Annotated in this window: 14 protein-coding genes; 9 read left to right on the forward strand and 5 right to left on the reverse strand. The window is 41.4% G+C overall.

What is annotated here, in order from left to right; genetic code table 11:
• The first annotated feature begins 35 nt into the window (after positions 1–35).
• On the forward strand, positions 36–2,051 hold the full coding sequence (locus AM228_RS21870; protein WP_054469065.1) for a pyridoxal-dependent decarboxylase: 2,016 nt from the start codon (positions 36–38) through the stop codon (positions 2,049–2,051).
• A 90-nt stretch (positions 2,052–2,141) separates the two neighbouring features.
• On the forward strand, positions 2,142–2,762 hold the full coding sequence (locus tag AM228_RS21875; RefSeq protein ID WP_054469066.1) for a GNAT family N-acetyltransferase: 621 nt from the start codon (positions 2,142–2,144) through the stop codon (positions 2,760–2,762).
• Between the two features lie 134 nt (positions 2,763–2,896).
• On the opposite strand, the gene AM228_RS21880 is transcribed toward AM228_RS21875, so the two are convergent.
• Together AM228_RS21880 and AM228_RS21885 are read right to left on the reverse strand one after the other, a co-directional pair.
• Positions 2,897–3,109 carry a DUF3368 domain-containing protein gene (locus AM228_RS21880; RefSeq protein WP_054469067.1) on the reverse strand — a complete coding sequence of 71 codons (213 nt, stop codon included), beginning with the start codon at positions 3,107–3,109 and terminating at the stop codon, positions 2,897–2,899.
• The gene (locus AM228_RS21885) at positions 3,087–3,362 is read right to left on the reverse strand and encodes a UPF0175 family protein (RefSeq protein WP_054469068.1); all 276 of its coding nucleotides are present in this window, start codon (positions 3,360–3,362) and stop codon (positions 3,087–3,089) included. The genes AM228_RS21880 and AM228_RS21885 overlap by 23 nt, the downstream gene beginning before the upstream one ends.
• Positions 3,363–4,571: 1,209 nt before the next feature.
• Between AM228_RS21885 and infC the strand changes: the two genes are divergently transcribed.
• From infC to AM228_RS21905, 4 genes are all read left to right on the forward strand, one after another.
• Complete coding sequence (infC, locus tag AM228_RS21890) at positions 4,572–5,105, forward strand: translation initiation factor IF-3 (RefSeq protein ID WP_054469069.1); 534 nt, start codon at positions 4,572–4,574, stop codon at positions 5,103–5,105.
• Positions 5,106–5,620: 515 nt separating this feature from the next.
• Complete coding sequence (locus AM228_RS21895) at positions 5,621–8,698, forward strand: MFS transporter (protein WP_054469070.1); 3,078 nt, start codon at positions 5,621–5,623, stop codon at positions 8,696–8,698.
• A 209-nt stretch (positions 8,699–8,907) separates the two neighbouring features.
• Entirely contained in the window at positions 8,908–9,366 is a 459-nt protein-coding gene (locus AM228_RS21900) for a Crp/Fnr family transcriptional regulator (RefSeq protein WP_054469071.1), read from the forward strand.
• 354 nt (positions 9,367–9,720) lie between these two features.
• On the forward strand, positions 9,721–9,975 hold the full coding sequence (locus AM228_RS21905; protein ID WP_054469072.1) for a hypothetical protein: 255 nt from the start codon (positions 9,721–9,723) through the stop codon (positions 9,973–9,975).
• Between the two features lie 129 nt (positions 9,976–10,104).
• Here AM228_RS21905 and AM228_RS36350 read toward each other — a convergent pair whose 3' ends face one another.
• Entirely contained in the window at positions 10,105–10,239 is a 135-nt protein-coding gene (locus tag AM228_RS36350; RefSeq protein ID WP_255353244.1) for a hypothetical protein, read from the reverse strand.
• A gap of 560 nt (positions 10,240–10,799) precedes the next feature.
• On the opposite strand from AM228_RS36350, the gene AM228_RS21915 reads away from it, so the two are divergent.
• The gene (locus AM228_RS21915) at positions 10,800–10,991 is read left to right on the forward strand and encodes a hypothetical protein (RefSeq protein WP_054469074.1); all 192 of its coding nucleotides are present in this window, start codon (positions 10,800–10,802) and stop codon (positions 10,989–10,991) included.
• A 184-nt stretch (positions 10,992–11,175) separates the two neighbouring features.
• On the opposite strand, the gene AM228_RS21920 is transcribed toward AM228_RS21915, so the two are convergent.
• Entirely contained in the window at positions 11,176–11,883 is a 708-nt protein-coding gene (locus AM228_RS21920; protein WP_369817793.1) for an AAA-like domain-containing protein, read from the reverse strand.
• On the opposite strand from AM228_RS21920, the gene AM228_RS21925 reads away from it, so the two are divergent.
• Together AM228_RS21925 and AM228_RS21930 are read left to right on the forward strand one after the other, a co-directional pair.
• Positions 11,867–12,280, forward strand: coding sequence for a pentapeptide repeat-containing protein (locus tag AM228_RS21925; protein WP_082349000.1), 414 nt, complete (start codon positions 11,867–11,869; stop codon positions 12,278–12,280). The two genes, AM228_RS21920 and AM228_RS21925, sit on opposite strands and share 17 nt — an antisense overlap.
• 15 nt (positions 12,281–12,295) lie before the next feature.
• Complete coding sequence (locus tag AM228_RS21930) at positions 12,296–13,654, forward strand: AAA-like domain-containing protein (protein WP_054469076.1); 1,359 nt, start codon at positions 12,296–12,298, stop codon at positions 13,652–13,654.
• 66 nt (positions 13,655–13,720) lie between these two features.
• On the opposite strand, the gene AM228_RS21935 is transcribed toward AM228_RS21930, so the two are convergent.
• Positions 13,721–13,900 carry a DUF1427 family protein gene (locus AM228_RS21935; protein WP_054469077.1) on the reverse strand — a complete coding sequence of 60 codons (180 nt, stop codon included), beginning with the start codon at positions 13,898–13,900 and terminating at the stop codon, positions 13,721–13,723.
• Between the last annotated feature and the right edge of the window lie 30 nt (positions 13,901–13,930).

Raw genomic sequence — 13,930 nt, forward strand, 5'->3', positions numbered from 1 at the left:
TACTGGACATCAACTGACTAAGTTAAGAGGGGATTATGAATCTGATAATAGATCGTAGTAGAGTCAATCGAGTCATTATTGTTTACGAAGGTAAATTAGACCATTCAACCGTATTTGAATTTGAAGAAGCTATTGTGCCACTTATCAAAACAAATAACTCTCTAATTGTTTTAGATTTAGCCAGAGTTAATCACATTACTGATACGGGGGTAAAATGTTTACAAAAAATCTTTCAAATCTCAAAAGAAATTCACGGAGACAATAATAGCGATGGATTATTAAGGATTGGTAATATGTCACAAGATGTGCGTGATTTATTACGTCTGAAAGGATTATTATTGTCAATGACTCATCCTGTATCGTCTCAAAAAACACCCGATAGCACCTACGAAGATAAATTAAATGAGATTCGTCAATTTTTTCCATCACCAACTTCTGACCATCTTCAAACTGTTCACTTGTCTCAACTGATTAACCGAACTTTAAGCAATATTAATCAACTCAAAACCACTTTTCCTTTTTATGGAAAAAGGGAACCCTTAAACCATGAATTAATTGAAAATAGTGCTATCCCCAAGGAGATATCTAATTTAGAACAAATTACAGATAATTTGAGTGCTTATTTAGAAGGAAATTGGAATTGGGATAATTCTAAAATTCAAACAAATGTTATACCACCAGTTACAATTTCATCCATGATTGCACAAATAATTGCATCATTAGGTAATGCTAATATTGTATCGGAAGAATATAGTCATAAATTGGTTAAAGCCGAAATAGAAGCAATAAGTATCAGTGCTAATTTAGTTGGCTATAATCCTAATCAAGCAGGAGGAATTTTTACTTTTGGTGGGACAGGAAGTATTCTCTATGGGATAAAATTGGGAATCGAAAAAGCCATTCCAGACGCATTTATTAACGGGATTAAAGAAGATGCAAAAATAATTTGTAGTGATGTTGCTCACTACGCAAATATCACAGCACTTGGTTGGCTTGGATTAGGAACAAAAAACCTTGTGGCTATCCCAACCGATCCAGATAATTCGATGAACTTAGAAGCATTAGAGGAAAAATTACATGATATTTTAAGGAAAAAGGAGAAAATTGCCGCGATTATCGCCACAATGGGAACGACTGATGCTTTTGGCATTGATAATCTTGAATCTATGGTTAAACTCCGAGACAAATTAGTTCAACAATATCAGCTTGACTATAAACCGCATATTCATGCTGATGCTGTGATTGGATGGGCTTTTGCAGTATTTAATGATTATAATTTTCAAGATAACCCAATGGGTTTTAGTCCTAGAACTTTGCAATCTCTTTCTGATACAACTAATAAATTAAAGTATTTATATCAAGCAGACTCTATCGGTATAGATTTTCATAAAACTGGCTATACACCTTATACTTCAAGTATATTTATTTGCCGCAATCAAACTGATTTATCTCTGATTTCTCGGAATAAACAAGATATGCCTTATCTATTTAACAGTGGTCATTATCATCCGGGTTATTTTACCTTAGAGGCATCTCGTTCAAGCAGCCCCTTCATGGCAGCCTTAGCTAATTTAAAGTTACTAGGGAAGGAAGGATATCAAACTATTTTAGGTCATCTGGTGACAATGGCAGGGCGAATCAGATCAAGAATTGAGCGCGTTGATAATATCTGTGTTGTTAATGACTATAATTATGGGTCAGTGACTCTGTTTCGAGTGTATCCTCATGGGGTAGATGCAAAATCTACCTATTTTCAGGAAGTAAACGATGCCAATTTTAGCGAACAACTGAAAAGCCATAATGAGTATAATCGGCAAATTTTTACAATTTTGAACTACCAGGTAGAAAGAGGTTATGGAGTTGTGTTATCTTTAACAGAAAGATATCGTAGTACCTCTTATGGTGAACCGATTGTTGCTCTTAAATCCTATTTGATGTCACCTTTTACTGATGTTGATATCATTGAAAAGCTTTTTAGTTGCTTAGAAGAGGCTTGTCTGGAAATCGCGGAATCAGGTTACGCAAATTTTGATACGCAACCCCAAATGTAGGGGTGATTCGCGAATCACCCCTACCATATATAGAGGTAATGCGTAAGTCCTAGTAATCTCAAATACTCAAACAAAGACAGGAGAAAAATCATGGTTTACATTGTCCCTTTTGAAAAAAGCGATTTAGAGCAAACAATTCGTTCTCTAAGTCGATCCTTCACATCAGAAACTATGTCTAAAGCATTAGGTATTGATGTGAAGAGTTACACTTTATTTGCTGAAATATTTTGTCATAAAGCCATCAAAGAAAAGTTATCTTTAGTTGCCAAAGATGATAAATCGGGTGATGTTGTTGGTTTTAGTATCTTGGAAGATTTTGTCACTGAGGTTCCTAACCTAGATCGTCTCGATCCCCGATTTATTCCGATTCTTAATCTTGTCTTTGAACTTGATGAATGGTATAAAAGTAACTACCCAGTAAAATCTGGGGATATTCTCCACATATTTCTGACTGGAGTTGATGAGCAGTATCGGGGTCAAGGAATCGTTCACAAACTTATGGAAGAAACCTTTAATGTAGCGAAAAATAATGGTTACAGCAAGATCATGGCAGAATGTACAGGAGTTATTACTCAACATATAAGAGCTAAATACGGTTTCAAGGCAATTAAAGAGATAGAGTATAAAACTTATCTTTATAATGGGGAGTTTGTCTTTAAAGACATTCAAGAACCTCCCACTTGTAAATTAATGCTGAAGACTTTTGATTAGCTTGTGATTGTTTAAGTGTTAATATAAGTGCGATCGCCTATTTCATTGCGTCATACCAAAAAGTTATCGATAAGATAAATAACTTAACCATCTGACGCGCCCTACAAACTATCATTGAGGATAGCGCTATCCCCTTATTCTCCAGCTTCTTCTATCAAATATTTAACTAAATCATCCGATAGCCATAAACCAGAATCCTTCAATGATTGAAGTGCTAAAGTCATAGAATCAAGCATCCCCTGTTGTTTGGCTAATAACAATAATCCCACTGTCCCAACAAACGGTATATTTAAAGTCCGGGCAACTCGTCTCCCTGCGGCATCATCAATAATCACTACTTTGTCCATTGACACTGGCTAAATCCTCAGCAATTTCTTCCGGTGTATATTGAAATGGTGAGACCTGATAGCGGGACAGGATATTGATAAATTCCCATCGATTTAACCCGGCAATTTCCGCTGCTTCGCCTTGAGATATTTCCCCCATTTCATACCATTTGACCGCCGCCACAATTCTCATTTCTTTGGCGAATTCTTGCGGATCTTTTCGCAACGCCGCAAAAACGGTTTCAGGGAGTTGTATTGATACATTGTGGATCATAGCAAGGTGCCATTCAAGAGATATAAGATATTTATAACATAAAGTTTATTTTCACCTATCCCGGAAATTTAGATCCAGGATAGGTGACTAATTTCATCACTGCCAACTCATCATGGTTAATGGCGATCGCCTATTTCATACAGCGGTTTTCTTTCTTACCGAACCACTGTAGGGCCCGCGCATTCCGGCAGTCAGATTAATCTTTTAAGCATCAAACTTCTGCCGGAATGCGCGGGCCCCTACAAAAATTTGTGGTTTACTCAACAGAAAATTGGTGTAAAGTGCGTCAGACAAATAACTCAACCATCAGACCCACCGCAGCAGCCTAAATCATCTAGCGTTGAAATTGCAGAGTAACAACCATGTATAGCCGCAAAAGTCTTGACCTAGGGGAAGTCCCACATCCTTGCTAGTCCCACTCTAGATATTTCCGGCGATATGCCATGCGGCACGCGAAAGCGATATGCCATCCGGCACACTTCGCGATCGCCCTGTTTGTTAAGAATTATATACGAGATATTTACTAGGGACTCCCAGCAGTTAATTTTTCACTTAAATAGCACTAATACCCATCAACGGTTTTCCCAAGCTAAAAGGATAATGATCTATAGCTGGAAAAATCTTCCCTGAATCACTTACCGCGATTTTTTGGCAAAATTAATGAAAAATATATGTTATAATCAATCCAGACATCGTTAACGCAACAACATAGAACTACTCTTCTATAGAGTGCGCCCCATAGCATTCCCAGATTTTTGCTAATATAATGATGTTAGTGCTTAAAGTACACTAGCCATGTAGCTGGGAGTCTCCTGTTGCCAACAACCGTGATTTATAGCTGGCTTTGTGGAAAATGACATAAATCCTCAGCAGAATAGAATCAGACTCAGTAAAATGGTCACTAACAGTGACTTCCTGTTTTATCTGGCTGAATTAATGTTTAACTCTCCCTAGCTCCTTTGAAAGTGGCACGACTCAGCGTCGCTACCACTGACATTCAGTAAAGTTCTCTAGGCTAAAAGGATCCGGTTTCAACTTCTTGGCAATTGGCTATGACCATAGCTGTTCTCAGAAAAAGTTGCTCTCTTTGCTCCCCTTCACCTGCAAACGTAGGTGTGTTTAAGCTTTTGAGCAGCGATACTGAATTGTCAAGAGATCGAAACCCAGACTCGACCCCCGCTGACCAGTTAATGAATTGCATCATCTCTAATGCCTGTGATTAACAAAAAACATAATCGAGATTTACCACAGATCAACGAAAGAATTCGCTTTCCCAAAATTCGGGTTATTGACACGAACGGCGACCAACTGGGGATTTTGACTCCTCAAGAGGCTCGACAAATTGCCCAAGAGAGAGAACTCGACTTGGTTTTAGTCAGCGATAAGGCGGATCCACCAGTCTGCCGAGTGATGGACTATGGCAAGTACAAGTTTGAGCAAGAGAAGAAAGTACGAGAAGCCAAGAAAAAACAGCATAATGCTGAAGTTAAGGAAGTGAAGATGCGCTATAAGATTGAAGAGCACGATTACCAAGTGCGTCTGAATCAAGCCAAGCGCTTCCTAGCATCAGGGGACAAGGTGAAAGCCACCATTATGTTCCGAGGCCGCGAAATTCAACATAGCGATCTGGCCGAGAGTCTGCTTCAGCGGATGTCAAAAGATTTGGAAGAAATAGCAGATATTCAGCAAAGTCCCAAAAAAGAGGGACGGATGATGATGATGTTACTCGCTCCTAAAAAATAACGCTTAGATATTAGTCAATAAATATCACATAAACGGGTTCGGTCCAAAGAGTGTTTGGTGGTTTTGGCGCCGGAATGAATTGGCCATAATCACCGCAAGATAGATGTGTTAATCGACATCTATTTTTGGGGATCGGCCTTTTTTTTGACTGGTTTTTGGGTAAAAAAACGAAAATTAATAATCAATTAATCAAATTAAATTAAAACCAAAAAATATTTTTGGCATTTTTTTACATAAAAAGAATATAAAAAAATGAAATTAAATACAGATTTTATTAGGATAAAATGATGATAAGATTGATGATAAGATTGCATGGGGAAGAATTGTTTAAGCATCAGAAGAAAACATCAGGGATACCGATGAGTTGCTGATGAGTTGCTGACTTAAGCCGCGAATTGACCATAAGTCAGTCAAAATCGCTCAAAATAAATGATGTTGGCTGAGTCATTCAGTGAACGTGATAGTTATATATATGTGATCAGGAAACATCTCAAGGCGGAGGAAATCAGCGCTGCATGGAATTGAAAGATCGGCGTTTAGCTAAGGGTGTATTGGGACGATCGGTGCTGCAATGGCTGAATTTGCGGCCAGATGAAGCAGAACGAACTGGGTTGATGTTCGCGTTTTATACCACTACTTCGGTGGGACTGCTGTGGTTGGAAGCGACTGCGGTGGGTCTGCTGTTGGGAGAGTATGGGGCGGGATCGCTGCCTTGGATTTATATTGCCGGAGCGGGCTTGGGTTCGGCTTTGGGCTTGTTTTATTCTTGGCTGCAAAAAATTCTGCCTCTGCGTCGGGTGATTGTGGCGATCGCCCTGTTAATCGCGATTCCCCTGATTTTCTGCCGCTTTGGTTTGACGGTGCAAGGTTCGATTCTTTACGGCATCACGGTCTTTTTGTTGCGACTGTGGGTGGAAAGTATTTATATTTTGAATGACTTGAATACCGCGATCGCCGCCAATCAACTATTTAATATTCGGGAAATCAAGCGGACTTATCCCATTGTCAGTAGTGGCATCTTACTGGCTGATGTAGTTAGCGGCTTTTCTCTGCCGTTTATTCTCAAATGGTTTGGCCTGCCTAATGTGATTTTGGCGGCATTTATCATGTTTTGTAGCGGGGCTGGTATTCTGTATTATTTGAGCGATCGCTACAAACAAGCCTTTCCCGACGCTCCGGCACACCTAATCGAAGACGAAGAAACCCGGTTTGCCAACAAACGCCTCCAAGGAGAACAACGGGGCTATGTGGTGCCACTAATTATCTTTTTTCTTTTGTCGCCCATTCTCTATCTGCTGATTGACTTCCAATTCCTGAGTATGTTGGAAGCCCAAAGCCCATCAGAAGAAAGTATCGCCAGCTTTATCGGCATCTTCAATGGGAGCTTAGGCATTTGTGAAGTCATGGTTCAATGGTTTATTGCCAGTCGATTAATTGAAAGATTTGGCGTCTTTGTCTCGGCGACAATTCTACCAATTGGCATTGTGGCGATCGGGGTGATAGAACTCTTCATCATCCTCTGGTTTCCCGGCAGCAGCAAGGGTCAAATCGCCTTTGTCATCTTTGCCGGTTTAGTGGCGCTAAAATTTTGGAATGAACTGTTTCACTACACCCTCTCCGAAGCCAGTGGCCCCGTATTATACCAGCCCCTGCCAGATAGCAATCGCAATCGCTTACAATCATTCATTGGCGGAGTCCTCAAGCCTCTGTGTAATGGCCTCACCGGGTTAGCCATGCTGGGAATTATCGGGTTATGTCGCTGGGTAGTCAGCAACATCTCAGGGGCAGATCAGTGGCAGAATCTACAAGATTTATTATTTTTAGCCTTGATTGTCGCCAGTGCGGTGACTTGGCTATTTGCCATAGGAATTATTCGCTCTCGGTATGTGCGTTTATTGGTTTCCAGTGCGGAACGAGGACGCCTCGGTGTCTCGGACGTGGATATGCGGACTTTTAAGCGCACGGTGATTGAAAACCTGGAAAAGCCCGGTTCTTTGGAAGACAAACGTTCCTGCATTGAACTCCTGAGTCAAATTGACCCAGAAAATGTTGGAGAAGTCCTGGCACCGTTGCTGCTGGAAATGCCACCGGCTTTACAAAGTCAAAGCTTAGAGACAATGCTGAACCATCCCAAGCCAACCCAACTCCAAGCGGTCAAAGCTTTGATCGATCAACCGTCTCTCTCTCCAGAAGTTTTGGCCTTGGGGCTACGCTTTTTCTGGCTGATGGAGTCCGAGCAAGACCTGGAGCAACTGCGACCATATCTGCAACAGGAAATCGATCCGGTGGTGCGCGGAACTGCCGCTGCCTTGATTATGCGCCGTGGCAACCGCGAACAAAAAGCGGAGGCGACGAATACGTTGCGGCGAATGGTGACGCACAAACAGGAACGGGAACGAGTGATGGGTTGCCGCGCTTTGGGAGAAGCGGATTATTTACAAGGGTTGCGGCTTTATATTCCTAATTTGTTGCAGGATGAGTCGATTCGAGTGCGCTGTGCTTTGCTGGAAGTGATTGCTTCCACCCGATTAGAGGAATATTATTTCTCTCTGTTGCGGGGACTTTACTACAAGTCTACTCGCGAGTCGGCGATGCGAGCTTTGGTGCGATTGGGCAATGAGGTGTCAGGGCGATTAGTGGCTTTGGCCGAAGATATCCATAAGCCAGAGTTGGTCAGATTGCACGCTTGGAATGTGTTGGGAGAAATGGGCACCCGGGAATCTCTGGATTTGTTGGTGCTGCATTTAGCTAGTTCTTGGGGGCATACTCGCCGGAATATTCTGCGGATTTTGCTGAAGCGACCGAATGATTCGGGGATTGAACGAGTTTTAGATGTGTTTGGTCGTTCCGGGGTGGAGATTTTTATTGAGCAAGAGTTGATGTTTATGGGTCAGGTCTATGCGGCTTTGGTGGAAATCCCCGAGGAAGCGGTTTCTGGTCGAGAAGCGAATTTGCTGCGTTCCGGGTTGAGAGATTTGTTGTCCGATGCGAGCGATCGCCTCTTTTTATTGATGCGATTCCTTTATCCCACGGAACGAATTCAAGCGGCTTCATTTAATCTGAAGTCCGGTCAACGGTCGAATATTGCTCGCGGTTTAGAAATTTTAGACAATACCTTCGATCTTCCCAGTAAGCGAGTGTTGCTGAATGTGTTGGATCGCCAATCCGATCGCGAAAAGCTGGAGCATTTGTCGCCGATGATTGACTACCAGAATATGACCCCGAGCGATCGCGTCCGCCGATTATTAGAGTTACGACACTTTTTGTCGGACTGGCCCTTAGCCTGCTGTTTTCACTTAGCCCGTGTCCAGCGTTGGAGTCTGACTCCTGAATCCACCTTAGCCTGTTTGCGCCATCCCAAGGGTTTTGTCCGCGAAGCGGTCTTAGCCTATCTCCGATTAGCGTCCCCTCGGGCTTTGGCGGAATTGCTGCCGATGATGAAAAACGACCCCGATCGCTTGGTGGCAGCGCAAGTACGAGAAATGATGAAAGATTTAGGGGTGAGCGATTCTACTCAATCCCGTTACGGCAATTCTTTACAGGATAGCCGGATTGTTAACTATCCCGGAATGGCTGGTTTTGAAGGCACATAAGTTTCCCGGACAGACGCCCGAACCCCTATCCCCAGTCGGGGCAATTCATCCTTTGTCCCGACTGCTTAGGCTCATTGTTGGATTCAGCAAGTCCCGAAAGCAGTACAATGTCGATTGTCAACCCACCCAAGCTAGGTAGACCCGAATCTCAAATCTTTGTAAATGCTTGTTTTTTATTATATAAAAATAAAATATAAGGGTGTAGATAAATGCTGACGAGCGTTGAGCGATTACTATTTGTCAGGGGCGTTCCAATTTTTAAAGAACTGCGTGACGATTTTCTGGTGCGGTTAGCATCGGTGATGGATGAATTGTCTTTTCCTAAAGAATATACTATTTTCACCGAAGGACAAGAAGGACGCGCTCTGTATATTGTGGTTTCGGGTCGAGTGCGGGTTCACTTGGGTAATCGAGATTTAGCGGAACTGGATGAGGGCGCTTGTTTTGGGGAGATGTCTTTGTTTGATTCTGAGCCCCGTTCGGCTTCTATTACGACTTTAGAACCTTGTGATTGCTTGGTTTTGACTCAGCAGCAACTTTATGATGCGATCGATGAAACCCCTGGAATTGCGGTTAATATTATTCGTCTCTTATCGCGGCGGATTAGAGAATTAAATCGGAAAAGTCAAGAAGGGGAAACGCATCAAAAACCAGTTATTTCAAAGTAAAATTTGGGCGCAAATTTGCCCATATTATTGCCGTAATATGGCCAGGGAAACATTTCTCTGGCTTTTAACCCACATTCCGCACATCTTCATATATCGTTACATATCTTAACTCTATTCAGGATGTTTTTACGAAAAACTGCCATTACAGGAATACTTAATAATAAAACTTATCAATAGCTAATTTTTATGAGAAAATTTATTACAATTATTCATATTATGGGCAATGAATCCTGATAACTAGAATGCTTACAGGATAAAGATTACAAGCGATATATTAGTAAAAATAATTCATTAAATGTTAAGAAGTGCGGAATGTGGGATTAATTATGTTCACCTACTTATCAGGAGTTATCTGTGGGTGGCGAAAAAGAAACCCGGTTTCTGGGGTTCTGGGGTGGCTGTTGGGGCAAAGAAACCGGGTTTCTGCTGTGGGGATCAGGAGTTATCTGTGGAATGCGAACAAGAAACCCGGTTTCTAAGTTTCTGGGCTGGCTGTTGGGAGAAAGAAACCGGGTTTCTTTTGTGAATATCAAGAGTTATCTGTGGGATGCAAAAAAGAAACCCGGTTTCTGGGGGCGGCTGACTACTATGTCTGATTCATCTGAATAGTTTACCTCTGTAGTGGCCCGCGCATTTCGGCAGTAAATTGGTCATTTTAACTGATAACTTACGTGGCGAAATGCGCGGGTCCTAGTTCAGTCAATAGCAAATTGCTGTAACTTATGGGGTGGAAAGAAATTAATCACGGGCTAACCACCAAACTAATGCCCCAGCAGTCCCAACAGCTAATAAGGGTGCTGCTACGGCCACAAATGAACTAATAGCCACTGCCCCAACTGTTCCCGCTGCGGTAGTCACAGTCGCAATTCCCACACCACCAGTAGTAGCAATAATATGATCCTTAAAAAAAATGACATTTTTTGAAGGATCATATTATTGCTTGAAATGGTATAATTAGTTTGTATTTTAGATTAAAATAATAAGTCAATTTTAGCGCAAAATTTAGTATTAATCTGAGGTGAAACCAGGAGATAATTTTGCCGTTAAATTTGTATGAAGCCGAAATTAACAAAAATTGTGCTTCGTAAATAAATGTAACATCATCTAAATAAATATTACTAACTTTTTCTTTGGCATAATTTTTATTATCATTATGTAGCATAGTATTTTCTGATATATAATTTAAGATCACGGAACCTATATTAGCCGCAGCGTTAGCATTAGGAACAATCATCGGCACAAAAGCCTTAGAAAAAACTGGCTAAAAAATTGGTGAGGCTTGTGTTGAAAAAACAAAACAATTCTTAAAAAATCTTAACCAAGCAAGTACCAATACAGTAACGGCGATCGTTCAACATACACCCAATCAGTCGTTAAACTATAGTCAAATCATTCCCGCGATTCAAGCCGCAGCCGAAAAACAACCAGAATTAATGGCACAAATTCAAGAGTTAGCAGCATTAGGGCAACATCAACCAAAACTGATGCCCTATATTCAAGAAGCAAAACAATCGAATTATCAAAAAAATATTGTTAATCAAATGGGCGATAACCACGGTGTAATTGCTGAAACAATTGATAAAAATGTGCATATTAATACCGTTCAAGGTTATCTACACATTTAGATAGGATAACCTGAATATTAACGGCAGGGGATTGATGTTAATTCATACCCAGTAACAGCTAATGCCATGAATGATAATTACGGGGTTAACGCCAAAAATATTAAGACAAGTGTTCTCATCCAAAAGGTTGAAGGCGATGCAACAATAGGTGTCACACAGGAAAATACACCAAAACCTATTGATATCAATTGGCGCGAAGTCTGTCAAAACGGCCACCATCCCCCATTGCCCGTTGACTCAATTGCGCGACTAAATGACACAAATTCTGAGTCAAAAACGGTTGTCCAGCCGTGAAATCTAAAATCGCCTTTACAACCGATGCTGGCTGTTCCACCTTCTTCTCTAGCCCTTGAATTAAAGGAGTTACTTCTGACCAATCAAAGCCTTTTAGTTTGATCGCTTGTCCAATACTAAACGGTGTCTTCGTCCTGTCTCGAATCAAATCGGAAGGAGTTGCTACCCCAAAAATGGCAAAGGTAATGCGTTGATATTCTGGGTTGATTGCCCGTTGGTTATAGCAAAAGCGAATCAAGGCAAAAAAGTCGTCAATTGAAAATTTAAGACCTAGCAAACTATCAACTTCATCAATAAAGATAAACAACTTTTGTTGGGGAAACTGCACCAGTAGCAATTCCTCAATAAACCACCGTAGCCGTTGCAATAAACCGAGATCGTTGCGTTCTTGCCACCAAGTTTTCAGATTCAAGGTTTCTAGTAGCCCCAACTGTCGCCATAAGTCAGCGGCGAATCCCTTGTACCATTGCACTGGCGTAATCTGCTTGCTCCCCACCACACTCAAATCCACCGCAGCGCAGTGAAAGCCATCTTGTTCAAGGCGATGCTTAGTTCGTACTAGCAGCCTTAAGTTGTTACGAATGGCCTTGGGGTGTATAAACGAGAATTTATACCAATTTTATGAGACAATTCTCAGGAAAGTTGATTTGAGGGGGGCTGATTTGGTTAAGGCTGATTTGAGATATGCCGATTTGACAGAAGCAAACCTATACCGAGTTGCCCTAGAGTTAGCTAACTTAGTCGGCGCTGACTTAAGCCGTACAAATCTAAAACGAGCCTCTCTATTTCAAGCTAACCTAGAGGGATCCGTCTTACAGGATACGAATCTGGTTGAAACCGATCTGAGATACGCCAACTTGAAAGATACTCAGCTAATGGGTGCTAATTTTTCGGGTTACCGTGTCAAAGGAGCTTGCTTTACAGGCGCTCAAGGTTTAACTCACCTACAAAAGCAGTGGCTAAAAGCCAATGTAGCTTTAAATATCACAACCTAGCAAGTTGCTATTTGAATGAAAAACATTGAAGAACTTGTTGAATTTGCACTCCAGTTATTAGCTACAAAAACAGGGGTTTCACTTAGTTATATTCAAAAGGTAATCCTGCGAGAATCTCTACTTGAAAATAAAAAAACTTACGCTCTTATTGCTGAAGAAAATAACTACTCTGAAAGTTATATTAAATTCACAGTCGCGCCTAAACTATGGCAGTTGCTTTCACCGGTGATCGGTGAAAAAGTTAATAAGAAGAATTTCTTAACACTGCTAGAACAAAAGTTCACAAATCAAAATCCTCCTCCGACTGAGACAATAACAGCAATATCTGCGACGAGATTGACTAGGCCATGCTATGTTCTAGAATCTCCAGAAGGACAGGTTCCCCTCGCTTCTTCCTTGTACGTTGAGCGATCGCCTATTGAACAAACGTGTTATCAAGAGATTCTCAAACCCTGTGCCTTCATTCGCATCAAAGCACCGCGAAAGATGGGAAAGACTTCCTTGATAGCCCGAATTCTGGATTATGGGAGCAGTCAGAATTACCATACCGTGCGATTCAGCTGCTATCACGCCGGAACACAGGTGTTGGAAAAGAGTGATCGCTTCTTACGCTGCTTCTGTGCCAATGTCACTCAGCAGTTGGGTTTGGAATCTAGATTAAATGATTACTGGGATGAGGATATGGGAGCCTTGATTAACAGCACGATTTATTTTCAGGGCTATCTTCTCAAGGAACTCTCTAACCCTATAGTTTTAGCATTAGATGGCGTAGATCAATTACTTGAGTACCCAGAAGTCGCTAGTGATTTTTTCGTTTTGTTGCGTTCCTGGTATGAGGAAACCAAAGACACTTCAGTTTGGCAGAAATTACGAATAGTGATAGCTCATACCGTTGAAGTTTACATTCCCTTGCCTACCTATCGCTCTCCGTTTAATGTGGGATTGGAGATCGAACTGCCAACTTTTAGCCCAGAACAGGTGCAAGATTTAGCCGAACGTCACCAACTTCAACTCACGAATTCTGAACTTGAGCAATTAATGAAGCTCACTGGTGGCTTTCCATATTTAATCCGACTAGCATTGTATCATAGTAGTCGCTTGAATATTTCTGTACAAATGTTACTGCAAGATACTACAAGTTCTAGTGGAATCTATCGTCAACATCTTCAGTCTCAGTTATGGAACCTGCAACAGCATCCTAAATTAGCTGACGCCTTTCAACAGATTTTAACGGCTCCAATCCAATTAGAAATTGAGGTGGCGTTTAATTTAAAAAGTTTAGGATTAGTGCATGTTATCGAGAATAAAGCAATTGTTAGCTGCGATCTATATCGCGCCGCGCGCGAGTATTTCCGCGAATGGTACGCTCATTAAGGCTTTTATGCTTCATCTAAACTGGACTTTATCCATTCAGGCAGCGTAGTGCCTGCGAAGTCACGTTCACTGTTTAAAAATGAGTTGATAGATTAACTCATAACAATATCCTCCAAATAATACTCCACCTGCTCCAATCAAACCTAATAACGGAGGAACCGGAGCCGGTAGCTTTAACCAAGCAAATACCACACCGATAATCCAACCTCCAAGAATTGCCATTCCAGCCGCTTTAATGAATTCCATAGTTTAGTTCTTCACGATCTCGTCAATCAA

The sequence above is a fragment of the Planktothricoides sp. SR001 genome, assembly GCF_001276715.1.
GTDB lineage: Bacteria > Cyanobacteriota > Cyanobacteriia > Cyanobacteriales > Laspinemataceae > Planktothricoides > Planktothricoides raciborskii.

Bases quoted from the DNA above. Each gene is read 5' to 3' on its own strand.
- AM228_RS21870 (WP_054469065.1), top strand. From the start codon at position 36: ATGAATCTGATAATAGATCGTAGTAGAGTCAATCGAGTCATTATTGTT.
- AM228_RS21875 (WP_054469066.1), top strand. From the start codon at position 2,142: ATGGTTTACATTGTCCCTTTTGAAAAAAGCGATTTAGAGCAAACAATT.
- AM228_RS21880 (WP_054469067.1), bottom strand. From the start codon at position 3,109: ATGGACAAAGTAGTGATTATTGATGATGCCGCAGGGAGACGAGTTGCC.
- AM228_RS21885 (WP_054469068.1), bottom strand. From the start codon at position 3,362: ATGATCCACAATGTATCAATACAACTCCCTGAAACCGTTTTTGCGGCG.
- infC (WP_054469069.1), top strand. From the start codon at position 4,572: ATGCCTGTGATTAACAAAAAACATAATCGAGATTTACCACAGATCAAC.
- AM228_RS21895 (WP_054469070.1), top strand. From the start codon at position 5,621: ATGGAATTGAAAGATCGGCGTTTAGCTAAGGGTGTATTGGGACGATCG.
- AM228_RS21900 (WP_054469071.1), top strand. From the start codon at position 8,908: ATGCTGACGAGCGTTGAGCGATTACTATTTGTCAGGGGCGTTCCAATT.
- AM228_RS21915 (WP_054469074.1), top strand. From the start codon at position 10,800: ATGGCACAAATTCAAGAGTTAGCAGCATTAGGGCAACATCAACCAAAA.
- AM228_RS21925 (WP_082349000.1), top strand. From the start codon at position 11,867: ATGGCCTTGGGGTGTATAAACGAGAATTTATACCAATTTTATGAGACA.
- AM228_RS21930 (WP_054469076.1), top strand. From the start codon at position 12,296: ATGAAAAACATTGAAGAACTTGTTGAATTTGCACTCCAGTTATTAGCT.
- AM228_RS21935 (WP_054469077.1), bottom strand. From the start codon at position 13,900: ATGGAATTCATTAAAGCGGCTGGAATGGCAATTCTTGGAGGTTGGATT.